Below are 24,696 nucleotides of genomic sequence, written 5' to 3'. Positions count from 1 at the left end.
ATCAGATGCGGAAGCTTTCGCCGCAACCGCAAGCGTCTTTCTCGTTCGGGTTATGGAACTTGAAGCCTTCGTTCAAGCCCTCGCGCGCGAAATCGAGCTCGGTGCCGTCGATATACGGCAGGCTTTTCGGATCGACGAATACCTTGACGCCGTGCGATTCGAAGACGCTGTCCTCGGCCGCCACTTCGTCCACGTATTCCAGCTTGTAGGCCAGGCCCGAGCAGCCGGTGGTGCGCACGCCGAAACGCAAACCGACGCCCTTGCCGCGGCGTTCGATGTAGCGGTTGATATGCTTGGCTGCTTTTTCGGTCAGGGTGATTGCCATTTGATTCTCCGTGCCGGCGACGACGATCGTCGCCGGTGTAAAACAGACTTAGGCCGCGACTGGGTGCTTGGTCTGGTAGTCCAGCACTGCCGCCTTGATGGCGTCTTCCGCCAGGATCGAGCAGTGGATCTTCACCGGCGGCAGCGCCAGTTCTTCGGCGATCTGGGTGTTCTTGATGGCCAGCGCCTGATCCAGCGTCTTGCCCTTGACCCATTCGGTCACCAGCGAGCTGGAGGCGATGGCCGAACCGCAGCCGTAGGTCTTGAACTTCGCGTCCTCGATCAGGCCATCGGCGCCGACCTTGATCTGCAGTTTCATGACGTCGCCGCAGGCCGGCGCGCCGACCATGCCGGTGCCGACGGTTTCATCGCCCTTTTCGAAAGCGCCAACGTTGCGTGGGTTTTCGTAGTGGTCCAGTACTTTTTCCGAGTAAGCCATTTTAGTGCTCCTGTAACTTTAAAATTAGTGGGCTGCCCATTGGATCGAGCTGATGTCGATGCCTTCTTTGAACATGTCCCACAGCGGCGACAGTTCACGCAGTTTGTGTACCTTGGACTTCATCAGGTCGATGGCGAAGTCGATATCCTCTTCCGTCGTGAAACGGCCGATGGTGAAACGGATCGAGCTGTGCGCCAGCTCGTCGCTGCGGCCCAGCGCGCGCAGCACATAAGATGGTTCCAGCGAGGCCGAAGTACACGCGGAACCGGACGACACGGCCAGGTCTTTCACGGCCATGATCAGCGACTCGCCCTCGACGTAGTTGAAGCTGACGTTCAGGTTGTGCGGCACGCGGTGTTCCATGTCGCCGTTGATATAGGTTTCCTCGATCTCCTGCAGGCCCTTGGCCAGGCGGTCGCGCAGGCCCTTGATGCGGGTGATCTCGCTGTCCATTTCCACCTTCGCCAGGCGGAAGGCTTCGCCCATGCCGACGATCTGGTGGGTAGGCAGGGTGCCGGAGCGCAGGCCGCGCTCGTGGCCGCCGCCGTGCATTTGCGCTTCGATGCGCACGCGCGGCTTGCGGCAGACGTACAGCGCGCCGATGCCTTTCGGGCCATAGGTCTTGTGCGCGGTGAAGGTCATCAGGTCGACCTTGGTCTTTTGCAGGTCGATCACCACCTTGCCGGTCGCCTGGGCGGCGTCGCAGTGGAAGATGATGCCTTTCGAGCGGCACAGCGCGCCGATCTCGTCGATCGGCTGGATCACACCGATCTCGTTATTGACCAGCATGACGGAGACCAGGATGGTGTCCGGACGGATGGCGGCGGTCAGCTGCTCGATGGTGATCAGGCCGTTGTCCTGCGGCTCCAGGTAGGTCGCCTCGAAGCCGACGCGTTCCAGCTCGCGCACCGTGTCCAGCACCGCCTTGTGCTCGGTCTTGACGGTGATGATGTGCTTGCCCTTGGTCTTGTAGAACTGCGCCGCGCCCTTGATGGCCAGGTTGTTCGACTCGGTGGCGCCGGAGGTCCAGATGATTTCGCGCGGGTCGGCATTGACCAGGGCGGCGACGTGGGCGCGCGCCTCTTCCACCGCTTTTTCCGCCGTCCAGCCGTACATGTGGCTGCGCGACGCGGGATTGCCGAACTGCTCGCGCAGGTAGGGAATCATCATGTCGGCGACGCGTGGATCGATCGGCGTGGTGGCCGAGTAGTCCATGTAGATCGGGAAATGCGGGGCGGTCTGGAACTTCACTGGCGCGATGTTTTTTTCAGGGGCGTTCATCTGGGTTACTCCGATTTAACTTATTCTCTTAACCAAGCGCGGCGTGGTTACGGTGCATCACGACCACGTTTTGTTCAGCATTCTTTTGCTTCTGTTGATCGACCAGATCCTGCAGCGATACCGAATCCAGGTAGTCGACCATCTTTTCATTCAGCGTGGCCCACAGTTCGTGGGTCATGCAGCGCGCGCCGCTGGTGGCGTCGGCGCCATGACAATTTTCCTTGCCGCCGCACTGGGTCGCATCCAGCGGCTCGTCGACGGCGATAATGATGTCGGCCACGGTGACCTTGTCGGCGCGGCGCGCCAGACTGTAGCCGCCGCCCGGACCACGGATCGACTCGACGATCTCATGGCGTCGCAGCTTGCCGAACAACTGCTCCAGGTAGGACAGCGAGATGGCCTGGCGCTGGCTGATGCCGGAGAGCGTGACCGGGCCCTTGCCTTGGCGCAAAGCCAGATCGATCATCGCAGTCACAGCAAAACGGCCTTTGGTGGTCAGACGCATCACTACCTCGGTTCAACTGGGTTAAAATATCGACCTTTCACGCTAACCAGCACCTGAGAGGGCTGATTAGTTGATCGATTTAGTCAAGTATACCAAACTTTAACAAAGTGTGCCGGGAGGGCCTCGGTCCTACTTACCCTTCAGCAATTGCATCGGTTTGAACAGCGCGTGCATGTCCTGGTTGCCGATGAAACTGAGGTTGTATGGGTGTTCCGCGGCGATCTGCGGGAAATCCTTCATTACCGGCAACTTGCTCAGCAATTCAGCAATCTTCCCCCACAGAATCATCGTCGGCGTGACGCGCGCCTGGGCGGCCAGGCCGGTCATCACCGTCTCGAAGAACGGCAGCCAGGCCTTGGCATCCTTGGCCGGGGCCACATGGCTGCGGAATACCAGCGAGGCGTTCAGCAGCAGGAAGCCTTGCCCGGTCAGTTTCCGCTGCATGTCGGCCAGCGTCTGGATGTGGCTGCCTGCGCCTCTGCGGGCCTGGGCGGACACCGCCGCCATCGCCTCGCCGGCGGTGTTGTCCAGCGCCAGCTGGCCGTCGGCCACCAGCAGCATCTTCATGAAATTACGCAGTGAGGTGGCCTTGTTGACCGGCTTGGACAGGCCGCCGCCCTCCTCGCTCGACCACAGGCTGCCGACCGCGCCATCCATGAAGCAGACGCCGGTGGCGCTTTCCTCGCGCGGATACGGGCCCTCGCCCACTAATACATAGCGCACATCCTGTAGCGGCAGGGCAAAGGCGGCGAACAGGCGCTGCTCCGTCGGCAGGTATTGGTCCTGCGCCAGTTGCGGCAGGTAGTCGGGATAGGCCGTCATCATGGCCTCCAGTCCCTTGATCAGCAATGGGCGCCAGGAGGCGTCGGCGCGCGGCAGCGCATCGAGGATGGAGGTCGGGATCGTCATGGGCGGAAAGCTTCCAGGCAAAGGCGAGATTGTATCGCCGAATCGCCTCCCGCCCAATATCTCAGGCCAGGCTCCAGCCCCGTTTCTTCATGCTCACGAGATCGGCCAGCACCAGCACGGCCAGCGAGGACAGCAGGATAAAGCCGGAATTGCCGCCCACCGCCGGGCTGGGATGGAAGTGCAACACGTCCACCGCCAGCCGGCTCAGGATGAAGGTGTAGGTCAGCGCATAGCTGCGCATGATCCACAACCGGTGCAGGTCGACCTTACGCTGCATGATGGCCGCCACCGCCACCAGGGTCGCGTACAGCCAGCAGACGGCTTGCGCGCAAGTCATCCAGCGCTCGCTGCCGGACAGGTGGTCGAGCGCGATCCAGATCGCCGTCGGCGCGCCGATGCAGATCGCCAGCAGGTAGGCGTAGCCGATCGGGCGATGCAGGCGGCGGACGCGCCGGAAAGGCAGCAGTTGCAGCGGCGCGGCAAACAGCGCCACGCTGCCGGCGGTCGCGTGCACGTGCAGCAGCAGCCTGTAGTCGCTGATCTTCTGGTCCCAGGCCGGGTTCCAGCCCAGCAGCATCGGCAGTTCGACTTGCACCATCACCCAGGCCACCAGGCCGCCCAGCACGAAAAAGATAATCCACAGTTGACGTTGAGAGATCGATTCCAGCATGACGTCCTCGATAAAAAAGTCGGCCCGACGTGCAGCAGCGCAGGGCCAGGGGTTGGAGGGATCACACGACGATCTTTTTCGTCGATGTTGCCGCACGACAATTAACGCATTCAATCGGCGTTAGTGCGACAAAAAATATGTAACAATTGAGGGGAAATAATTTAACAGACAATATTTGCCGGCCTTTTTACAACAGCTGTCCAATCTGCCTAAATTGCCGGTTGAACTAACAGAGTTGCCGGTTGAACTACCAGACGGACACCAAGCGCAGTGCATACGCGGGCGGTGCCGCTGCAATGGATCTGCGTCAAGAATCCCTTCGTCAGTCTGCCAGCCAGCCGCCGGTGAAGCCTGCGCGCGACAGGCCGTCGCGCAGATAGGTGTTGTTGCGCATCAGGCTCCAGGGAAAATCATGCAGGTGATTTTCTATCATGATGACCGTCGGGCCTTCGTTGATGCCGAAGTGATAGGGCGACACCCAGCGCCGGCAGCCTTGGTCGTCCAGGTGGAAGATGGTGGAAAACGATGCCTTGAAGCCGTAGGGATTGGCCTCGCACAATTGCAGGCTCTGATAATGCTGGATGCTGGGTAGCACGATCTCCGGCGCGAACGGCAGCGAGGCGGCCACCGCCCACGGCGCCAGCGTGCCGTCGTCCGGACCGTAAGGCGCACCACGGCTGACATAGTCGTAGAACTTGCGCTGCACGCCGTCGAGCCGTTTGGTCGACGGCCCCGGCCCGTCGCTGGCGGTGATACCCCAGCATAGTTCGCCGTACTCGGGGAAGCCCAGCGGATTCTCGATCGCATAGCGCTGCTGCGCGTAGGTGGCGCGGCGGCTGTTCTCGAAATAGTCGAGGTCGTGCGCGCGCATGAAGTCGTCGCGGATGCCGCGCAGGTCCAGCCAGATGTGCGACATCTGGTGTATGAACAGCGGCCCCGCGTACAGGTAGTCGATGCCGTGCAGGGACTTCCATTCGTAGCTGCTGGCCCAGGCGTCGTAGCTGTCGCGCCCGATGGGAAAGGTTGGCGAGCCCAGCGCCAGGATGTACAGGATCAGCGCCTCGTCGTAGCCTTCCCAGTGGTAGCGCAGGAAGCCGGTCTTGGGCTTCCAGCCGTGGCGCAGCAGCCCCTTCTTGCCGCGCATCCATTGCCAGTCCACGCGGCGGTACAGCATGTCGGCCAGTTCGCGGATCTCGCTTTCCTCCGGCGTGTCGGCCGTGAAGAATCCGGCCGCCGTCAGCATGCCGGCGATCAGCAGCGCGGTATCGATGCTGGACAGCTCGCAATTCCACACCCGCGTGCCGGTTTTTATGTCCAGGAAATGGTAGTAGAAGCCCTTGTAGCCGGTGGCGGAGGGCGACCTGCCCTGCTCGCTGTTGGCAAAGAAGCGCATCGTGGTCAGCGTGCGCGCCACCGCGTCGCCGCGCGGCATGCAGCCGCGCCGCACGCCGATCACATACGCAGTCAGGGCCATGCCGACGGCGGCGATGCTGGCCGGCCAGTCGGGGGCGGTCTTGTCGCGCACCAGGCCGTTGTGCGGATTGGTTTCGTTGACAAAATAGCCGAAGGAATTCTTCTGCATATCCATCAGCAGGGCCAGCGATGCGGTGTCCAGGGTCGCGGGCGGCAAGGTAGTCATGGTCGGTCCTGCGTGAGGCGAAAACCACATCCTGTCATACCGGCAGAGGCCGGTATGTTCTATAACGCACAGATCGCGTTCCGGTACTTGCGGTGCAGGGACTTTTGCCGCACTATCTAATGACAAAATTGACAACGAGGGTAATGTGGCAACTCCCGACATCTCCAAGCTGAAAATCGAGCGCGGCGCCCAGGCACAGGCCCCCGGCCAGCGCAGCAAGCGCCGCCGCTGGATCCGGATCGCGGCGGTCGTGGTGGCGGTCGGCATCGGCGGCCGGGTGGCGATGGGCCAGTTCGCCGGCAAGCCCAGCGTGGAGATCGTCACCGTGGCCCAGAGCTACCCGTCGCAAAGCTATACGCTGCTCAACGCCACCGGCTACGTGGTGGCGCAGCGCAAGGCGGCCCTGTCGTCCAAGGCCACCGGCCGGCTGGAGTGGCTGGGCGTGCTTGAAGGCAGCAAGGTCAAAAAAGACGAGGTGGTGGCGCGGCTGGAAAACCGCGACGTCGGCGCCGCGCTGGGCCAGGCGCAGGCCAACGTCAAGGTCGCGCAGGCCAACCTGGAACAGGGCCAGGCCGAACTGCAGGACGCGCAGGCCAACTTCAAGCGCACCGCCGAACTGCTGAACCAGAAATTCATCACCGCCTCGGCCTACGACACCGCGCAGGCGCGGCTGAACAAGGCCAAGGCCAACATCGCCGGCTACAACGCCGCCATCGCCGCCGCGCGCGCCAACGCGCAGGCGGCGCAGGTGGCGCTGGACCAGACCGTGATACGGGCGCCGTTCGACGGCGTGATCCTGACCAAGAACGCCAACGTCGGCGACAACATCACGCCCTTCTCTTCCGCCGCCGACAGCAAGGGCGCCGTCGTCACCATCGCCGACATGGATACGCTGGAGGTGGAGGCCGACGTCTCCGAATCGAACCTGAGCAAGATCCGCGTCGACCAGCCGACCGAAATCCTGCTCGACGCCTTCCCCGAGCTGCGCCTGGCCGGCACCGTCTCGCGCATGGTGCCGACCATGGACCGCAGCAAGGCGACCTTGCTGGTCAAGGTGCGCTTCATCGACCGCGATCCGCGCGTGCTGCCGGACATGAGCGCCAAGGTGGCCTTCCTGTCCAAGGCCGTCCCGCCTGAAGACAAGCAGGCGGTGACCGCCGTGCAGCCGGCCGCCATCGTCCAGCGCGACGGCAAGGCCGTGGTGTTCGTGCTCGACGGCGACAAGGTCAAACAGGTCGCCGTCACGCAGGGTCGCAAGATCGGCGAGCTGACCGAGGTCAAGGGCGTCAAGCCCGGCGACAAGGTGGTGATGGCGCCGGACGCCAAGCTGCATGACGGCGCCGCCGTCAGCCTGGCGAAGAAATGACCATGGCCGAGCCACTGGTACTGATCGAGCACCTGGTCAAGTCCTATCGCCGCGGCGACCAGGTGGTGGAGGTGCTGCGCGATATCAGCCTGGCGATACCGGCCGGCGACTTCACCGCGCTGATGGGCCCTTCCGGCTCCGGCAAGAGCACGCTGCTCAATCTCATCGCCGGCATCGACAAGCCCGATCGCGGCGTGCTGCGCATCGCCGGCCTCGATATCGCCGGCATGGGCGAGACCGACCTGGCGCACTGGCGCGCCACCAACGTCGGCTTCATCTTCCAGTTCTATAACCTGATGCCGGTGCTGTCGGCGTTTGAAAACGTCGAGCTGCCGCTGCTGCTGACACCCTTGTCGCGCCGCGAACGGCGCGAGCGTGTCGAGCTGACCCTGGAGATGGTCAACCTTTCCGACCGCATGGACCACACGCCGAACGAACTGTCCGGCGGCCAGCAGCAGCGCGTGGCCATCGCCCGCGCCATCGTCACCGATCCGACCCTGATCGTCGCCGACGAGCCGACCGGCGACCTCGATCGCAACTCCGCCGCCGAGATCCTGGCGCTGCTGCAGCAGCTCAACCAGCAGCTGGGCAAGACCATCATCATGGTCACGCACGACGCCAACGCGGCGGCGCAGGCGCGCACCATGATCCATCTGGAAAAAGGCGAATTGATCGCCGGCGAGCCCGCCGCCTCCCCCGCCTGACCCCGCGCCATGTACACGTTCCGGCTGATCGTCAAGAATACCATGCGCCACAAGCTGCGCACCTCGCTGACGATACTCGGCCTGGTGGTGGCGATCTTTTCCTTCGGCCTGCTGCAGACGGTGGTGGACGCCTGGTACGCCGGCGCCGAGGGCGCCTCCAACACCACGCTGGTCACGCGCAACAAGACCTCGCTGGTGTTTCCGCTGCCGCTGTCGTACCAGGCCCGCATCCGCGCGGTGCCGGGCGTGTCCGGCGTCGGCTTCGCCAACTGGTTCCAGGGCACGTACAAGGATCCGAAGAACTTCTTCGCGCAGTTCGCCATCTCCGGCGAGAGCTACCTGGACATCTATCCCGACTATCTGCTGACGCCCGACGAACGCGCCGACTTCCTGCGCGACCGCAAGGGCTGCATCGTCGGCCGCAAGCTGGCCGACCAGTACGGCTTCAAGGTCGGCGACATCATTCCGCTCAAGGGCACCATCTATCCCGGCAACTGGGAGTTGGTGGTGCGCGGCATCTACGACGGCAAGCAGAGCACCACCAACACGGCGACGCTGTTCTTCCACTGGGACTACGTCAACGAGACCATAAAGAAGCTGGCGCCGCGCCGCGCCAACCAGATCGGCGTCTACGTGGTGCAGATCAACCAGCCGGAAAATGCCGCGTCCATCTCCGCCGCCGTCGACAAGGAGTTCGCCAACTCGCTGGCCGAAACGCTGACCGAGACCGAGAAGGCCTTCCAGCTGGGTTTCGTGTCGATGTCCGAGGCGATCGTGGTGGCGATACGGGTGGTGTCGTTCGTGGTCATCGTCATTATCGCGGCGGTGATGGCCAACACCATGGCCATGAGCGCGCGCGAGCGGCTGGGCGAATACGCCACGCTGAAGGCGCTCGGTTTCGGCCCCGGCTTCCTGACCTTGATGATCCTCGGCGAATCGCTGCTGCTGTCGCTGTTCGGCGCGGCGATCGGCATCGTCATGCTGTTCCCGTTCGCCGCCTTCCTCGGCAAGGTGATGGGCACCATGTTCCCCGTGTTTGAAGTGTCGCAGCTGACGGTGATCCAGCAGATGCTGGCGGCGCTGGCCATTGGCGCCGTCGCCGCCATCGCGCCCACCGTGCGCGCGGTGCGCATCAACATCGTCGAGGGACTGAGGAGCATAGGATGACGCTTCCATCATGAAGATCCCCTTGTCCTACGTGGCCCGTAACCTGTGGGCGCGCCGCCTGACCACCGCGCTGACCGGCGCCGGCCTGGCGCTGGTGGTGTTCGTGTTCGCCACGGTGCTGATGCTGGACGAGGGCCTGCGCAACACCATGGTCACCACCGGCGAATACGACAACGTGGTGCTGGTGCGCCGCTCCGCCGAGACCGAGGTGCAGAGCGGCGTCGACCGGCCCCAGGCCAGCGTCGCCTCCAGCCATCCCGCCATCGCGCTCGGCGCCGACGGCCAGCCGATGCTGTCGAAGGAAACCGTGGTGCTCATTTCGCTCAACAAGCGCGGTTCGGCCAAGCCGTCCAATGTCATCATCCGCGGCATCTCGCCGCGCGGCATGACGCTGCGGCCGCAGGTCAAACTGACGGCCGGCCGCATGTTCCGCCCCGGCGCCTCCGAGATCATCGCCGGCGCCAGCATCGCGCGCCGCTTCGAAGGCGCCGGCATCGGCGAAACGCTGCGCTTCGGCCAGCGCGAATGGACCGTGGTCGGCCTGTTCGACGCCGGCAACAGCGGCTTCGATTCGGAGATCTGGGGCGATGCCGACCAGCTGATGCCGGCCTTCCGCCGAGTCGCCTACTCGTCTGTGATACTTCGGCTGGCCGACACCGCGTTGTTCGACGGCTTCAAGAAGGACATCGAAGCCGATCCGCGCCTGACGCTGGACGCGAAGCGCGAGCAGACCTTCTACTCCGACCAGTCGAAGGCGCTGTCGACCTTCATCAGCGTGCTGGGGCTGATCCTGTCGGTGATCTTTTCCATCGGCGCGATGATAGGCGCCACCATCACCATGTACGCCTCGGTCGCCAACCGCGTCGGCGAGATCGGCACCCTGCGCGCGCTGGGCTTCCAGCGCCGCAGCATCCTGGCCGCCTTCCTGGCCGAGTCCATGCTGCTGGCGGTGGTGGGCGGCGCGCTGGGGCTGGCCTGCGCGTCGCTGATGCAGTTCCTGTCCTTCTCCACCACCAATTTCCAGTCCTTCTCCGAACTGGCGTTCGGCTTTCGGCTGACGCCGGGGATCGTGGTCAAGACGCTCATGTTTTCGCTGGCGATGGGCGTGGTCGGCGGCTTCCTGCCGGCGCTGCGCGCGGCGCGCATGCAAATCGTCGACGCCCTGCGCGCGGCCTGAAGCGCCGTACCCGCCGGGCAACAAATAGCGGGGAGAAGCGTGCTAGACTTGCCTTGGTGTAAATTTCGCCGCAATCGCTTTTGCAGTCCAACCGCCGCCATGCCGCCCAGGGATCCTCCGCCTGCCGTGCCATACCAGACGCTGCGCCAGTATTGGCGCTGGATGCTGCTGTGCGGCGCGCTGGCGATGCTGCCGGCGTGGGCGCTGGCGGCAGCGACCAAGGAACGCAAGGTGCTGGTGCTGTATTCGCTGGGCGCCGATTCGGCGTCGGCCTGGCAAAGCCTGATCCACAAGGGCTTGAGCGCCGAGCTGGCGCAGCAAAACCTGACCTCCGCGCTGGGCATTTTTGAAGAACGCTTCGACGCCGTCCGCGTCGGCGACCAGCAGTCGCAGGCCGGCATGGAGCAGTATCTGCGCACCAAGTACGCCAACATCCGCTTCGACGACATCATCACCGAAAACTACGTGGCGGCGCGCTTCCTCAGCGAACACCCGGACCTGTTCCGCGGCGTGCCGCGCCACTACCTGAACCACGGCCGGCCCAACTGGAAGCCGGACGACGGCATCGCCTACGACGTGCAGGCGGATTTCAGCCGCGCCATCGGCACCATTGCGCGCATGGCGCCCGACGTGCGGCACGTGGTGATCATCGGCGACAGCACGGACAATATCCAGGAGTCGGTGAACGCCGTGCGCAAGGCGGCCGCCGGCTACAACAACCGCTTGAGCTTCGAGTACTGGGATAAGCTCAGCTACGAACAGATCGACCGCAAAGCCGCACAGCTGCAGCCGGGCAGCGCCATCTTCCTGCTGGCCTTCTACCATGACAGCACGGGCGAACGGCGCCGGCCGGTGGAGACCGTGCGCAAGCTGGTGGCGGCCACCCAGGTGCCGATCTTCACCAACTGGGAGGCGATCGTCATTCCGGGCGTGGTCGGCGGCTATGTGATCAGCGCCGAACGGATAGGCCATGCGATCGGCAAGCTGCTGATACAGCAAACGCCGGACATCGCCGGCATCACCGGCTACCTGTTCGACTACGCCGCCGTGCAGCGCTTCCATTTGCAGAACGTGCCTTCGGACGCGCTGTGGCTGAACCGGCCGCAGAGCATGTTGCAGCAGTATCTGTGGCAGATCCTGGGCGGCGTCACGCTGATCGTGGTGGAGGGAATACTGATTTCAGCGTTGATCGTCGCGCTACGCGGACGGCGCCAGTCGCTGCGGGCGCTGCACGATGAACGCAACCAGCTGGAGGCGCGCGTGCTGCAGCGCACGCTGGAGCTGATGGTGGCCAACACCAAGCTGGAACAACTGGCCACCACCGATCCGCTGACCGGCATCGGCAACCGCCGCCGCATGACGGAGCAGATCGCCAAGGAGCTGGAACGCAGCCGCCGTTTCCTGCATCCGCTGTCGCTGCTGATGGTCGATATCGACCACTTCAAGAACGTCAACGACGTCTACGGCCACGAGGCGGGCGACCGCGCGATCGTGGCGGTGTCGAAGGCGCTGGCCGGCGGCATGCGCAGCATCGACATGGCCTCGCGCTTCGGTGGCGAGGAATTCGTGCTGCTGATGCCCGAGACCGACCTGGATGTCGCCGGCCACGCCGCCGAACGCCTGCGCGCGTGCGTCGCCGCGCTGCGCATCCACGGCGACAATGGCGAGCAGATCGCGCTCACCATCAGCATCGGCGTCGCTGCGTCCGATCCCGGCGGCGCGCTGGACAGCCCCTCGTCGTTGCTGTCGCGGGCGGACAAGGCGCTGTACCAGGCCAAGCATGCGGGCCGCGACCGGGTGGTGTGCGCCTGATATCCGGCGCGCCACGGCAACCGTCCGCACTAAAATGTAAATACGAATTATTATCATTTGTATTGACATTCAATTTTTAAAAAGCTAATGTGTCGTCATAGCATTTACGACAAGATTTTATTTTTTAAAACACCGCCATGCCCCACACGCTCCCATTCCTGCCCCACTACGCCGCCGCCCATGCCCGCACCCTGCGCCAATTCATCGAAGCCTTCTGGAACGAGGGCTGCCTGAGCGGCGCTGCCGAACCGGCGCAGCGCCGGCTGCGGCTTGACGGGATGGGTGAACAGGGACAGGCGCTGACCTATCACATCGACATCGCCGGCGACAGCGCCTTCGGCCGCCTGCGCCTGGACGGAGAGCTGCGCGGCGCCGGCCCGGGACAGCCCGGCATCGCCACCGTGGTGCCGGCGCTGGTGCGCCATCTGCAGCCCGATGCCGCGGCGCTGCGCCGGTTCGTGACGGAGCTGCAGCACACGGCGCTCAAGCAGGCATGGTCGGCGACGGCGACACCCGACGCCACGCTGCAATCGCCGTATGCCTTGCAGGAGGCGCAGCTGGGCGACGGACACCCCTACCACCCCTGCTTCCGTTCACGCATCGGCTTCAGCATCGACGATCACCGGCGCTATGGCCCGGAGTTTGCCGCGACTGTCACCCTGACCTGGCTGGCCATCGCCCGCGACGCCAGCGAGGTGCATCTGCTGCCGGAGCTGGATTACGACGCCTTCGTGCGCTCGCAGCTGGGAACGGAGGAATACCGCCGCCTGCTGGGCCAGATCGAAGTACTGGGTTGCACACCGTCGCACTACCGCCTGCTGCCGGCGCACCCGTGGCAGTGGGAGCACGGCATCGCGCTGCACTTTGCCGACTGGCTCGCCGACAGCACCTTGCTGCACCTGGGTGCCGGCCGCGCCGAATGGCTGGCGCAGCAATCGATACGCTCGCTGAGCCGTCTCGGCGCCGACGGCCGCTGCAACCTGAAGCTGCCGTTGGCCATCGCCAACAGCTCGGCCGACCGCATCCTGTCCGACCACCACGTGCACAACGCGCCGCTGATTTCGCGCTGGCTGGACGGAATATGCCGCAACGACACCTTCCTCGCCGACGGCCAGCGCCTGGCGATACTGGCCGAACCGGCCGGCATCACCGTCGCAAAGGAGCACCGGCGCGAAGGCGCCTACGGCATGCTCGGCGCGATCTGGCGCAGCGCGCCGGAATCGGTGCTGGCCGAGGGCGAACAGGTGTTCCCGATGACGGCGCTGACCACGCTGGCGGGCGGACAGCTGACCATCGCTCCCTGGCTGGCGCGGCACGGCGTCGATCGCTGGGTGGAAGCGCTGCTGGAGGCCAGCGTGCCGCCGTTGCTGCATCTGATGATGGCGCACGGCGTGTTGCTCGAGTGCCACGCGCAAAACACGCTGCTGATCCTGCGCGACGGCCTGCCGCGCCGCATCGCCATCCGCGATCTGCCGGGCGGCCTGCACTACCTGAAGGGCGCCACCGGCGAAGCCGAACTGGCGGGCCTGCGCGCCGCGCCGGCATACCGCAACGCGCTCAACGCCAGCAACGGATTCATGTTCGACTCGCCGACGGAGGCGCGCGACTATCTGCTGGAGGTGCTGTTCTTCATTAACCTGGGCGAGCTGGCATGGCGGCTGCAGCGTCATCACGGCTATGCCGAGAACCTGTTCTGGAGCCAGGCTGCACGCACCGTGCTGGCCTATCAGTCGCGCTTTCCGGCAAGCGCCGCGCGCCACCGCGAGTTCGACCTGCTGGGCCAGCAGCTGCGCATCGAATGCCTGGCGGCGCGCCGCCTGCTGGAATGGAGCACGCCGCGCCTGCGCACGGTTGGCAATCCATTGGCGGCGGCGCTAGCCACCGGCAGCCAGGCATGAGCATCGCGCAGATTGCGGCGCGCCCGGCCGGGCTGACGCGCGCCGTGACGATCACCGTGGCGGGCCACTTCGGCGCGGCATTCGCGGCGCTGTGCATGCCGCCGTTTTATGCGCAGATCCTGCAGTCCAGCTTTGCGGCGCAGGGATCTTCGGCCGCGCTGGCCGGGTGGTACTTCACGCTGCCGACGCTGGCCGCCGCCGTCGCCAATCCGGCGTGGGGACGGCTGGCCGACCGCATCGGCCGCCGCGCGTCGCTGATGCGGGCGCACGGTGGCTTGTGCATCAGCTTCATCGTCACCGGCCTGGCGCGCACGCCGCTGGAATTCGCGTTCGGCCTGACGCTGCAAGGGCTGCTGGGCGGGACCTTCTCGGCATCCAACGCCTATCTGGCGGAACAATTGGCGCCGGCGCGGCTGGCGGCGCTGCTCGGCGTGATGCAGGCCTCGGCGCGAACCGCCTTGTTCATCGGCCCGGCGCTGATCGGCATGATGAGCGGACGGGCCGACCTGCTGCAGCTGTTCCTGTACCTGGCGCTGTTCCCCGGCGCTGCCTGCGTGGTGCTGTACCTGCTGCCGGATGCCGGCGTCCGTGCGCCGAGGCGCGCCGTGGTCCAGCCGTCCGCCGCTGCCGCTATAGCTTCACCGACCGCCGATGCCGCCGGCCGCTGCGGCCTCAGTGCCGCCGGCCTTTATCGCCTGCAGGCGCTGTTCGCCATCGGCACCGTGCTGTCCTACCCGTATTTCGTCAGCGACCTCGCGCAGCGCTTGCAGATCGGCGCCGCCACCGCCGGCCTGCTATTCGGCCTGCCGCACGCTTTGTTCCTGCTTCTGGCCTGGCCGCTGGGACGTCAGCTCGGATTCGCCAACGCCCGCGTCGCCCTCGGCTGGTACGCCGCGCTGACCAGCGCCGGCATGCTGCTGCAGGCGTCGGCCGGCACGCTTCCCGCGCTGCTGGCGGGCCGCGCGCTGATGGGCATAGGCATGACCGGCGCCTACCTCGCCATCAACACCCTGGCCGCCGCCACCTCCACCGCCGCCCAGGCCGGCCGCCACTTCGGCAGCCTGGAAGGCGCCAACAAATGGGGCGCCGTCGGCGCCGGCCTGCTGGCCAGCCTGCTGGCGCCATCGCTGGGCTACGCAGCCCCATTGTGGCTGGGCGCCGCCCTGGTCGCCACTCTGTTTATCACACTGAAATGGAAGCTGATATGAACTCTCCACTGTTATCCAGACACCTGCAGCCCGCCCGGTCCGACAACGAGCGCTTCGCCGAACGCCAGCACAGCCGCCTGCTGATCAACTGCTATGCGCGTGAAGTGGCGATGCAGGAGCACACGCTGGCAGTGCTGCCGGCCAGCCGCAGCGCGCATCCGGCCATGCCGGACGACTATCGTGGACAGGTGCTGGAAATCGCCCTGCCGCGCGTCGGCAGCCATTTATGCGTGGGCGTGCTGCACGTATCGGCCACCGCCAATTTCGATTACACCACCGGGGTCTGCCTGCGCCGGGGCCAGGACGCCTGGCGCGACGCCAGCTGGCAGGAAATCGCCCGCCTCATCATCGAAGACCTGTCGCGCCGCGCCGACACACCGTTCAACAACGAACTGCTGCAGCAGATCGGCGACAGCATCGCCACCATGCAGGACGTGATGGACCGCCAGCCGGCACCTTCGCTGCCGCCCGTGGCGGCGACAACCACGCCACTGCAAATCTACATCGAAAGCGAACAAGGCCTGCTGACCGGCCATCCATTCCACCCGGCGCCCAAAAGCCGCTCCGACTGGTCGCCCGCCGAACAGCGGGACTATTCGCCCGAGCACAAGGCCAGCATGCGCCTGCATTACTTCCAGATTCCGCAGCAGTGGCTGCTCAGCGACAGCGTCCACGGCGACGCGCTGCAGGGACTGGCCGCGCACGGCCTGCAGCCCGACGCCGGCAACGCAATCGTACCGCTGCATCCGTGGCAGGCCGGCTGGATGCGTCGCCAGCCGCGCATCGCCGAAGCCTTGCGCAGCGGCGAAGTGCGCGACCTCGGCGCACACGGCCGTCCCTTCCATCCCACCGCTTCGGTGCGCACGCTGCTGGCCGAGGATGCGGCGTCGTTCATCAAGCTGTCGCTGAACATGCGCATCACCAACTGCATCCGCAACAACGCCCGCCACGAACTGCAAAGCGCGCTGACCGGGACCCGCCTGTACCGCGGCATGCAAGCCGACATGCAGAGCCGCTTCCCCGGTTTTCGCGTGCTGGAGGAACAGGCCTACGTCACCGTCGACCTGCCCGGCGCCGATCCTCAGCTGGCGAACGGATTCGGCGTGCTGCTGCGCGAAGGCGTGGCCGGCCTGCTGCGCCAGGACGTGCAGCCGGTGATGTGCGCCGCGCTGTTCGGCAACGGCGAGCATGGCCGCAAGCGCGTGTTCGCGCTGATCGAGCGCTATGCGCTGCATCGCGGCTATACGCTGGAACGCGCAGCGCACCATTGGTTCGCGCGCTATGCCGAGGTGGCGGTGCATCCGATACTGTATCTGCTGTTCGAGCACGGCGTAGCGTTCGAGCCGCACATGCAGAATACCGTCGTCGGACTGGATGGCGACGGTGCGCCCAGCCATTTCATCGTCCGCGACCTGGAGCTGGCGCGGCTCGCGCCGCAGGCGCAGCCGCTGGCGCGCGCCATGCGGCTGGAACCGGAGACGCTGGCGGCGCTGTGCTGCAGCGACGAACGGGCCTGGATACGCATCGGCTACTGCCTGTTCGTCAACAACCTGTGCGAGGTGATCGCCAGCATCGCCAACGGCAACCACAGCCTGTACCTGGGCCTGTGGGGCGTGTTGCGCAACACGCTGCAGGACTACCTCGCGCAATTCCCCCGTCCGTCCGCCAACCGCCGCATCCAGGGCTTGCTGGCGGGCGAACCTCTGCCGGCCAAAGGCAACCTGCTGACGCGCTTCCTGCGCCAGGCGGACCGCCAGGCCAGCTATCTGCCCCTGTATCACCCGCTCGGCGTCGTCAACGGTGCGGCGGCATCTTTTTAACTACCATCCAACTCAATGAAAACAGCTCTTAAACCAATTCCCCTGCTGCTGGCAGGCCTCGTCTTCGCCGCGCACGCGCAAGATACACAAACCATGCAGACCATGCAGCAGATCACCGTGAGCGGCACCGCCGACGGCTTGGCCGCGGGCGCCGCCGGCACCAAGACCCAGGGTAGCCTGCTCGATGTGCCGCAATCGGTCAGCGTCGTCACGCAGGAAAACCTGCGCGATCGCGCAGCCCTCACCAGCAAGGATGCGCTGGACTACGTCAGCAGCGTGGTGGCCGGCCAGGGCGAAGGCCGCCGCGACGAATTCTATATCCGTGGCTTCTACTCGCTGCGCGACACCAGCCTCGATGGCGTGCGCGACGACACGCTGTATTCGCGCGACCTGGCGACGGTAGAGCAGATCGAAGTCATCAAGGGCGCGGCCGCCGCGCTGTATGGACGCGGCTCGGCCGGCGGCTTGATCAACCGCGTCAGCAAGCAGCCGCGCGCCAAACAGGATACCGAAGTGTCGGCCACGCTGGGATCGAACAGGGAGCGGCGCGTCAGCGTTGACGCCGGCGGCGCCCTGGGCGACGGCGTCAACGGCCGCCTGATCGCAGTCTACGATGCAGGCGACAGCTACCGCGACGTGGTCGAGCATACGCGCAAGCTGCTGGCGCCTTCGCTGAAGGTGGCGCTGTCGCCGGCCACGTCGCTGCTGTTGCAGGCCGAGGTCCAGCGCGAGGACCGCACGCCCGATCGCGGCGTGCCGTCGCTGGCGGGCCGGCCGGTGGCGGTGGCGCCGTCAACCTTCTATGGCGAGACCTACGACTACACCAGCACCGACAGCGATATGGCGAAGGCCAGGCTCGAACATCGCCTCAACGACCATCTGAAGCTGGAAAACACGCTGCAATACAGCCGCACCGAACTTGAAGGAGTCAACACCCGCAATCGCCGCGTCAATGCCGATGGCACCGTATCGCGCCAGATCACCTACTTCCCGCAGACGCAGCGCAACCTGACCAATCAAACGGAGCTGACCTACACGCTGGCCGGGCATACGCTGCTGACAGGGCTCGAGCTGTCGGACCAGCAGCGCGACGTCGTCACCGCGCAGACCGGCATCGCCTATCCGGTGAATCTCTACGCGCCGCAGCACGTGCTGCCGGCACCCAATCTGAGCGCCCTGCCGGTTGCGCTGAGCAACGCGTTCACGGCGAAGACGCAGGCACTGTACCTGCAGGACCAGATCAGCATCGCGCCGCAGTGGAAGGCTTTGGCCGGCGTGCGCTTCGACCGCTTCCAACAGCAGCAAACCAACCGGCTGACCAAGGGGTATAGCGAACGCACCGACAACGTGACGTCGCCGCGCGCGGGCCTGGTGTATCAGCCACTGGATGGCCAGTCGTGGTACCTGAACCTGAGCCGTTCATCGCAGCCGGGCGGCGGCGACCTGCTCTACACCGGCAGCACGCCGCTGTCGCAGGTTCGGCCGCTGCAGACGGATTTGCAGGAGATGGGCTACAAGCAGGAGTGGCTGGGAGGCCGCTTCTTCACGACCGCAGCGCTGTTCCGCATCGAACAGCGCAACCAGTTGACGCTGGATCCGGCCGATCCGGCCGGCCTGCGCCAGCTACAGGTCGGCAAGCAGCGCAACCAGGGCGTGGAGCTGGAGCTGCAAGGGGCGCTACGGCAAGGCGGGCGCGTGAGCGCGGCCTATACCTACAACGACGCGCGCATCGTCGCGTCGAACGACATCCCGAGCGGGAACCGCGCGGAGATGACGCCCCGCCATCGCGCATCGCTGTGGTTGGACCAGGAGATCGGCAAGGCTTGGAGCGCGGGATTGGGCGTGCTGCTCAACAGCGACCAGTTCGCGCTGTCCGACAACGCCGTGCGGCTGCCCGGCTACGGCCGCGTGGATGCGGCGATCGGCTATCGCGGCAAGGGATACGACCTGCGGTTCAAGGTCAACAACGTGGGCAATGCGCGCTTCTTTGAATCGGCGATCAACAACGTGCAGATCCAGCCGGGTGCCTCGCGCAACGCGAGCGTGACGCTGACCAGCCGGTTCTGATCCGCGCCCCGGACTACTCGGTGTCCGGCTGCTGCGACGGGTGGGCCTGCTGGAAGGCGGGCAGCCCGGCGCAGGCGTCGTGGATGCGCGTCACCGTCGGATACGGCGCCAGGTCGACGCCGAAGCGCTGCGCGCCGAACACCTGCGGCACCAGGCAGCAGTCGGCCAGCGTCGGCGTATCGCCGTGGCAGTAAAGACCGGTGCGCGCATCGCCGGACAACATCGTCTCCAGCGTCGCCATGCCGATGCGCAGCCAGTGCCGCTGCCACTCCAGCTTGACCTCTTCCGACAGGTTGAGGTCGTGCTTCAGATACTTCAGCACCCGCAGGTTGCCCAGCGGGTGCGTGTCGGCGGCCACCGTCAGCGCCAGCGCGCGCACGCGGGCGCGGTCGGCCGGATCAACCGGCAGCAGCGGTACTTGCGGGCGCGTCTCTTCCAGGTACTCGATGATCGCCAGCGACTGGCCGATGACGGCGCCGTCGTCGTCCAGCGTCGGCAGCAGCGCCGACGGGTTGATGGCGCGGTAGGCGTCGGTCAGCTGCTCGCCGCCGTTGCGCAGCAGGTGCACCGGCAGCGCCTCGTAATCCAGGCCCTTCAGGTTCAGCGCGATGCGCACGCGGTACGCGGCGGAGCTGCGGAAATAGGTGTAGAGCTTCATCATCCGCGCTCTTTGTAGTGGGCGACGGTCTGCTCGATGGCGCCGAAGATGCTGGCGCCCTGCTCGTCCTTCATCTCGATGCGCACGCTGTCGCCGAATTTGAGGAAGCCGGTTTGCGGCTTGCCGCTTTCGATGGTTTCGTACATGCGCACCTCGGCCAGGCAGCAGTAGCCCACGCCACCGTTGGCGATGCTCGATCCGTGCAGGCTGCCCTGCTTGTTCGACACGGTGCCGGAGCCGATGATGGTGCCGGCCGCCAGCTCGCGCGTGGCGGCGGCATGCGCCACCAGTTGCGCGAAGTTGAAGGTCATGTCTTCGCCGGCGTTCGGCTTGCCGAATGGCCGCTGGTTCAAGTCCACCAGCAGCGGCAGGTGCAGCTTGGTGTCGGCCCAGTGCGCGCCCAGTTCGTCGGGCGTGACGGCGACCGGGGAGAACGCGCTGGCGGCCTTGGACTGGAAGAAGCCGAAGCCCTTGGCCAGCTCGTTCGGAATCAGGTTGCGCAGCGAGACGTCGTTGACCAGCATAACCAGGCGAATCGCCTTGGCGCAGTCGTCGGCGCTGGCACCCATGCGCACGTCGCCGGTGACGACGGCCACTTCCGCCTCGAGGTCGATGCCCCACTCCTCCGACAGCGCGTAGATCGGATCGCGCGGGCCGATGAAGCTGTCCGAGCCGCCCTGGTACATCAGCGGATCGGTGTAGAACGAGGCCGGCACGTCGGCATTGCGCGCCTTGCGCACCAGCTCCACGTGGTTGATGTAGGCCGAGCCGTCGGCCCACTGATACGCGCGCGGCAGCGGCGAATGGCAGTACTGCTGGTCGAACGGATGGGTGTCGATCGCCTCGCCGGAATTGAGGCCGGCGTAGACCTGCTCCAGGCGCGGCGACACCAGCTCCCAGTTGTCCAGCGCGTGCTGCAGCGTGGCCGAAATCTTCGGCACATGCTGGTAGCGCGACAGGTCGCGGCTGACCACCACCAGGCGGCCGTCGCGGCTGCCGTCTTTCAGGGTTGCGAGCTTCATGCCTTCACCTCCGCCGCCGGTGCGTGCATCCAGGCCGCGTGCTTGGGCGCCTTGCGGGTCTGCGACCACTCCTCCAGCATCTCCCACTTGACGGCGTCCAGCTTCTGCATCATCTCCGGCGTGCCGGTGTTGACCGCCAGTTCGAGGCGATGGCCGTTCGGGTCGAAGAAGTAGATCGACTTGAAGATGGTGTGGTTGATCGGGCCGATCACGTTGATGCCGGCGGCGACCAGGCGCTCTTTCGCGGCCAGCAGCTCGTCCATGGTGTCGACTTCCATCGCCAGGTGCTGCACCCAGGCCGGCGTGTTGTGGTCGCGGTCCATCGGCGCCTGCGTCGGCAGCTCGAAGAAGGCCAGCACGTTGCCGTGGCCGGCGTCCAGGAACACGTGCATGTACGGGTCCGGCGCCTTGGTCGACGGCACTTCGTCTTCGGCGATGGCCAGCACGAAGTCCATGTTCAGGTGCTTGACGTACCACTCGACGGTTTCCTTGGCATCCTTGCAGCGGTAGGCCACATGGTGAATTTGCTTGATTTTCATGTTTGTCTCCAACTCGATTCCTGCATTAGATGACAGTTTCAGATATCATACAAACAGTATTTTTCTTTCGATTTATCAGATTTCCCCATGAATCCTAGCTTGCGGCAAATGCGCGCCCTGGTGGCGCTGGCCAAGACCGGCAGTTTTACGCTGGCGGCCGACCATCTCAGCGTGACCCAGTCGGCGCTGAGCGGCCAGATCAAGGAGCTGGAGCAGATGCTGGGGGTGCGTGTTGTCGAGCGTACCACGCGCAAGGCGCAGCTGTCGGAGCTGGGACGCGAACTGTATCCGCTGTTTGAAAAGATGCTGCAGGACCTGGACCGCGCCATGGCCGACATCGCCAGCCGCAAGGCGCTGAAGCAGGGTTCGGTGCGCGTGGCGGCGCCGCAGATGCTGTCCTGCACCCTGCTGCCGGAGGTGATCGCCGCCTACCGCGCCCGCTATCCGGACGTGCAGGTGCGGCTGGCCGACAGCCCGGTCGAGCAGGTGCCGGCGCGGGTGTTCAGCGGCGAAGTCGATTTCGGCATCGGCCCCGAGCGCGACGCCACGGCGGAAATCGAGTCGCAGCCGCTGTTCGAGATGCCGTTCGTGGTGGTGTTTCCACCGGGGCATGCGCTGGAGCAGCGCGCCAGCATCACCTGGGCCGACGTCGACGAGTTTCCGTTCATCTCGCTGCAGGGCCAGTTCACCGAGCGCCTGCTGCGCGACATGCACGCGTCGTTCCGCGAGCTGTCGCTCAGTCCGTTTAACGAGGTGACCTTCATGACCACCGCGCTGGCCATGGTGCATGCGCGGCTGGGCATCACCGTGTGCCTGCCGTACGCCGAGAAGATGGTGCAGCTATACGGCTTACGGATGCGGCCGCTGGAATCGCCGGCGCTGACGCGGCGCTTCTTTGTCTACACGCGCAACGCGCGGGCGCTGTCGCCGGCGGCCGAGAGCTTTGTCGCCTTCCTGCAGGAACACGTGGCGGCGCATGAATGGAACGTGCCGCAGGGCTGATCAGCCATGCTCTGCAACATTGGCAATTAGATACATGCGATGCAGGGTCTGGACCTCGCTCAAAGATAAAATACGTTTTAGCCTCTTCCGCAATGATTGCCGCATGTGTATGCTTCATTTATGAACATCCTGCACATCGACTCCTGCCCGCTGGGCGACAACAGCCCGTCCCGCCAATACACCGCCGCAGTCATGGCGCAGCTTGCCGGCGGCGATGCCAATCCGGCCATCAGTTATCGGGACGTGGCCGCCTCGCCGCTGTCGCATATCAGCGGCCCGCTGCTGCAAGTGATACGCAACCAGTGGAACAGCGCCATTCCGATGAATGCCGACCTGCGCGCGGAGAGCACGTTGGCCGCCCTGCTGTTAGAGGAATTCCTGCAGGCGGACGCGGCGGTGATCGCAGCGCCGATGTTCAACTATACGATTCCGTCGACGCTGAAGGCATGGCTGGATCGGCTGATCCATCTGCAAACGGATCAGGGGCGCCAACGCGCCGCGCGGATACGGGTGGTGCTGGTGGTGGCCGGTTGCAGCGCCGCAACCGATCCGGCGCTGGCCGAATTAGTGGGCAACCATGAGGCGCAGCTGCGGGCCATGTTCAAGTCGCTGGGCTTGACGCAGCTGGAATTTGTGCGCCAGGAGGCGGATTTGCAGGTCGCGCGGGAGCTTAAAGCGGCCGCGTGATTATAATGTTGGCTGTATCGGGCAACGGCAGCACTCATCATGACAGCAGACACCATCGCCATCAATCAAATGATGGATCAGTTCGACGGCCACCACAGCGTCTGGCTGTTCGGCTACGGCTCCTTGATTTACAAGGCCGACTTCCCTTACCTGCAACGCCGCCCGGCCAGCATCGCCAACTGGACGCGGCGTTTCTGGCAAGGCTCGCACGACCATCGCGGCACGCCTGAAGCGCCGGGCCGCGTGGTCACCATCATCGAAGAGGCCGGCGCCATCTGCCACGGCATGGCGTACCTGATCACGCCCGAAGTGTTCGCCCATCTCGACCATCGCGAAAAGAACGGCTACCTACGCCTGGCGATCCCGATCATGTTCGAAGTCGGCGATAGCGTGACCGGCCTGGTCTACATCGCCACGCCGGACAACACCGCCTTCCTGGGCGCGGCCTCCGAGCAGGAGATCGCGCGACACATCGCCCGCTCCGCCGGACCGAGCGGGCCGAACAGCGACTATCTCAACCACCTGGCTGCGGCGCTGCGCGAACTGGGGCAACATGACCAGCACGTGTTTGAGATCGAGCGGCATCTGGCGGAACTGCGGCAAGCTCCTTCAGAATAAATCCAGCTGCCCCGCATCGGCTGCCTTGGCGCGCGCGCCCAGTGGCGGTACCACCAGCGGCCGCGTGAACTGCGACGCGTCCATATTGTGGAAACGGCTGCCCCGGCCGGTCAGGCCCAGGCGTTCGGTGGCGATCTTGAAACGCTGTCGTATCAACTCCGCCCACACGCCCTCGCCCTTCATGCGCGCGCCGAAGGTGCTGTCGTAGTCCTTGCCGCCCCGCATTTCACGCACGCGGTTCATCACCCGCTGTGCCCGCTCAGGGAAGTGCGCCTGCAGCCACTGATGGAACAGCGGCGCCACTTCCCACGGCAAGCGCAGCACCGTGTAGTGCGCGCTGACCGCGCCCGCTTCCTTGACCGCCTCCAGTATCCGCTCGATGTCCGGCTCGGTCACGAACGGAATGATGGGCGCGATGCTGACGGCGACCGGAATGCCGGCCTCGGTCAGCGTGCGTATCGTGCGCAATCGGCGCGCCGGTGCGGCGGCGCGCGGCTCCAGCGTGCGCGAGATCGCCGGATCAAGCGTGGTCAGCGTGATGGCGACGCCGGCCTGCTGCCGTGCCGCCATCGCGGCCAGGATATCGATGTCGCGCTCGATCAGCGAAGACTTGGTAATCAGGCCCACCGGATGCTGGCATTCCTGCAGCACCTCCAGCACGCCGCGTGTGAGTTTGCGCTCGCGCTCGCAAGGCTGGTAGGCGTCCGTGTTGACGCCGAGCGCGATCGATTGCGGTTCGTAACCGGGCTTGGCCAGCTCGCGCCGCAGCACTACCGGCGCGTTGACCTTGGCGAAAATCTTGGTCTCGAAATCCATGCCGGGCGACAGGCCGAGATAGCTGTGCGTGGGCCGCGCAAAGCAATAGATGCAGCCATGCTCGCAGCCGCGATAGGGATTGAGTGAGACGCCGAACGGCAAGTCCGGCGAGGCGTTGCGGCTGAGGATGGATTTGCAGTATTCGTCGGTGACCAGGGTTTTCCACGGTTTGGCCTCCTCTTCCTCGCGTTCCCAGCCGTCGTCGTAGGCTTCGCGCGCGTTGACTTCGAAGCGGCCCTGCAGGTTCGACACCGCGCCACGCCCCTTCTGCGCCTTCAGCGAAGGCGGCGGCAACATCACCTGCTCCTGATTGTTTTCATCGTGCTTATTCATGGCAAGGCCGGCATAACTCAAAATACTGTATATAT

At 65.2% G+C, this 24,696-nt stretch carries 23 protein-coding genes; 12 read left to right on the top strand and 11 right to left on the bottom strand.

What is annotated here, in order from left to right; genetic code table 11:
- Position 1 precedes the first annotated feature (1 nt).
- The 7 genes from iscA to ACCD07_RS02620 all read right to left on the bottom strand — a co-directional run bounded on the left by iscA (position 2) and on the right by ACCD07_RS02620 (position 5,767).
- Positions 2-325 (bottom strand): iron-sulfur cluster assembly protein IscA, encoded by a 324-nt coding sequence (gene iscA, locus ACCD07_RS02650; RefSeq protein ID WP_209715847.1) that lies wholly within the window; start codon positions 323-325, stop codon positions 2-4.
- 48 nt (positions 326-373) lie between these two features.
- Positions 374-763, bottom strand: a complete 390-nt coding sequence (gene iscU / locus ACCD07_RS02645; protein WP_008450509.1) for a Fe-S cluster assembly scaffold IscU — start codon at positions 761-763, stop codon at positions 374-376.
- Between the two features lie 24 nt (positions 764-787).
- Positions 788-2,044, bottom strand: a complete 1,257-nt coding sequence (locus ACCD07_RS02640) for an IscS subfamily cysteine desulfurase (protein WP_176651876.1) — start codon at positions 2,042-2,044, stop codon at positions 788-790.
- Between the two features lie 28 nt (positions 2,045-2,072).
- Positions 2,073-2,549, bottom strand: coding sequence for a Fe-S cluster assembly transcriptional regulator IscR (gene iscR, locus ACCD07_RS02635; RefSeq protein ID WP_176651877.1), 477 nt, complete (start codon positions 2,547-2,549; stop codon positions 2,073-2,075).
- Between the two features lie 129 nt (positions 2,550-2,678).
- Complete coding sequence (locus tag ACCD07_RS02630) at positions 2,679-3,458, bottom strand: uracil-DNA glycosylase (RefSeq protein ID WP_413446426.1); 780 nt, start codon at positions 3,456-3,458, stop codon at positions 2,679-2,681.
- Between the two features lie 61 nt (positions 3,459-3,519).
- Complete coding sequence (locus tag ACCD07_RS02625) at positions 3,520-4,128, bottom strand: DUF2306 domain-containing protein (RefSeq protein WP_413446425.1); 609 nt, start codon at positions 4,126-4,128, stop codon at positions 3,520-3,522.
- 322 nt (positions 4,129-4,450) lie between these two features.
- Positions 4,451-5,767: a glucoamylase family protein gene (locus ACCD07_RS02620; protein ID WP_413446424.1), complete on the bottom strand. Its 1,317-nt coding sequence runs from the start codon at positions 5,765-5,767 to the stop codon at positions 4,451-4,453.
- A gap of 145 nt (positions 5,768-5,912) precedes the next feature.
- Here ACCD07_RS02620 and ACCD07_RS02615 point away from each other — a divergent pair, with 145 nt between their 5' ends.
- The 9 genes from ACCD07_RS02615 to ACCD07_RS02575 all read left to right on the top strand — a co-directional run bounded on the left by ACCD07_RS02615 (position 5,913) and on the right by ACCD07_RS02575 (position 18,986).
- A complete protein-coding gene (locus ACCD07_RS02615) occupies positions 5,913-7,133 on the top strand; it encodes an efflux RND transporter periplasmic adaptor subunit (protein ID WP_413446423.1) in 1,221 nt (406 codons plus the stop codon).
- 2 nt (positions 7,134-7,135) lie between these two features.
- Entirely contained in the window at positions 7,136-7,837 is a 702-nt protein-coding gene (locus ACCD07_RS02610) for an ABC transporter ATP-binding protein (protein WP_413446422.1), read from the top strand.
- A gap of 9 nt (positions 7,838-7,846) precedes the next feature.
- The gene (locus tag ACCD07_RS02605; protein WP_353402870.1) at positions 7,847-9,004 is read left to right on the top strand and encodes an ABC transporter permease; all 1,158 of its coding nucleotides are present in this window, start codon (positions 7,847-7,849) and stop codon (positions 9,002-9,004) included.
- A gap of 10 nt (positions 9,005-9,014) precedes the next feature.
- On the top strand, positions 9,015-10,181 hold the full coding sequence (locus ACCD07_RS02600) for an ABC transporter permease (RefSeq protein WP_353402869.1): 1,167 nt from the start codon (positions 9,015-9,017) through the stop codon (positions 10,179-10,181).
- Positions 10,182-10,307: 126 nt separating this feature from the next.
- On the top strand, positions 10,308-11,993 hold the full coding sequence (locus tag ACCD07_RS02595; protein ID WP_413446421.1) for a diguanylate cyclase: 1,686 nt from the start codon (positions 10,308-10,310) through the stop codon (positions 11,991-11,993).
- Positions 11,994-12,130: 137 nt separating this feature from the next.
- The gene (locus tag ACCD07_RS02590; RefSeq protein ID WP_413446420.1) at positions 12,131-13,891 is read left to right on the top strand and encodes an IucA/IucC family protein; all 1,761 of its coding nucleotides are present in this window, start codon (positions 12,131-12,133) and stop codon (positions 13,889-13,891) included.
- A complete protein-coding gene (locus tag ACCD07_RS02585; protein WP_413446419.1) occupies positions 13,888-15,099 on the top strand; it encodes an MFS transporter in 1,212 nt (403 codons plus the stop codon). Before ACCD07_RS02590 ends, ACCD07_RS02585 begins: the two co-directional genes overlap by 4 nt.
- On the top strand, positions 15,096-16,919 hold the full coding sequence (locus ACCD07_RS02580) for an IucA/IucC family protein (RefSeq protein WP_413446418.1): 1,824 nt from the start codon (positions 15,096-15,098) through the stop codon (positions 16,917-16,919). Before ACCD07_RS02585 ends, ACCD07_RS02580 begins: the two co-directional genes overlap by 4 nt.
- Before the next feature lie 15 nt (positions 16,920-16,934).
- Complete coding sequence (locus ACCD07_RS02575) at positions 16,935-18,986, top strand: TonB-dependent receptor (RefSeq protein WP_413446417.1); 2,052 nt, start codon at positions 16,935-16,937, stop codon at positions 18,984-18,986.
- Positions 18,987-18,999: 13 nt separating this feature from the next.
- Here ACCD07_RS02575 and maiA read toward each other — a convergent pair whose 3' ends face one another.
- The 3 genes from maiA to ACCD07_RS02560 are packed head-to-tail and all read right to left on the bottom strand — an operon-like array spanning position 19,000 to position 21,205.
- Positions 19,000-19,644, bottom strand: coding sequence for a maleylacetoacetate isomerase (gene maiA / locus ACCD07_RS02570; RefSeq protein WP_413446477.1), 645 nt, complete (start codon positions 19,642-19,644; stop codon positions 19,000-19,002).
- On the bottom strand, positions 19,644-20,666 hold the full coding sequence (locus ACCD07_RS02565; RefSeq protein ID WP_413446416.1) for a fumarylacetoacetate hydrolase family protein: 1,023 nt from the start codon (positions 20,664-20,666) through the stop codon (positions 19,644-19,646). The genes maiA and ACCD07_RS02565 overlap by 1 nt, the downstream gene beginning before the upstream one ends.
- Positions 20,663-21,205, bottom strand: a complete 543-nt coding sequence (locus ACCD07_RS02560; protein ID WP_413446415.1) for a VOC family protein — start codon at positions 21,203-21,205, stop codon at positions 20,663-20,665. Before ACCD07_RS02560 ends, ACCD07_RS02565 begins: the two co-directional genes overlap by 4 nt.
- A gap of 87 nt (positions 21,206-21,292) precedes the next feature.
- On the opposite strand from ACCD07_RS02560, the gene ACCD07_RS02555 reads away from it, so the two are divergent.
- The 3 genes from ACCD07_RS02555 (at position 21,293) to ACCD07_RS02545 (ending at position 23,512) form a co-directional block, all read left to right on the top strand.
- Entirely contained in the window at positions 21,293-22,207 is a 915-nt protein-coding gene (locus tag ACCD07_RS02555; RefSeq protein ID WP_176651893.1) for a LysR family transcriptional regulator, read from the top strand.
- Positions 22,208-22,327: 120 nt separating this feature from the next.
- Complete coding sequence (locus tag ACCD07_RS02550) at positions 22,328-22,894, top strand: NAD(P)H-dependent oxidoreductase (protein WP_176651894.1); 567 nt, start codon at positions 22,328-22,330, stop codon at positions 22,892-22,894.
- 39 nt (positions 22,895-22,933) lie between these two features.
- A complete protein-coding gene (locus tag ACCD07_RS02545; protein WP_176651895.1) occupies positions 22,934-23,512 on the top strand; it encodes a gamma-glutamylcyclotransferase in 579 nt (192 codons plus the stop codon).
- On the opposite strand, the gene ACCD07_RS02540 is transcribed toward ACCD07_RS02545, so the two are convergent.
- Positions 23,504-24,661: a PA0069 family radical SAM protein gene (locus tag ACCD07_RS02540; RefSeq protein WP_413446414.1), complete on the bottom strand. Its 1,158-nt coding sequence runs from the start codon at positions 24,659-24,661 to the stop codon at positions 23,504-23,506. The genes ACCD07_RS02545 and ACCD07_RS02540 overlap by 9 nt on opposite strands.
- Positions 24,662-24,696: the final 35 nt, after the last annotated feature.

The sequence above is a fragment of the Duganella sp. Dugasp56 genome (assembly GCF_047304105.1).
Lineage (GTDB): Bacteria > Pseudomonadota > Gammaproteobacteria > Burkholderiales > Burkholderiaceae_D > Rugamonas > Rugamonas hordei.
The sequence above is the reverse complement of the archived record's forward strand: the minus strand, read 5'-3'. Positions and strand labels throughout refer to the sequence as shown.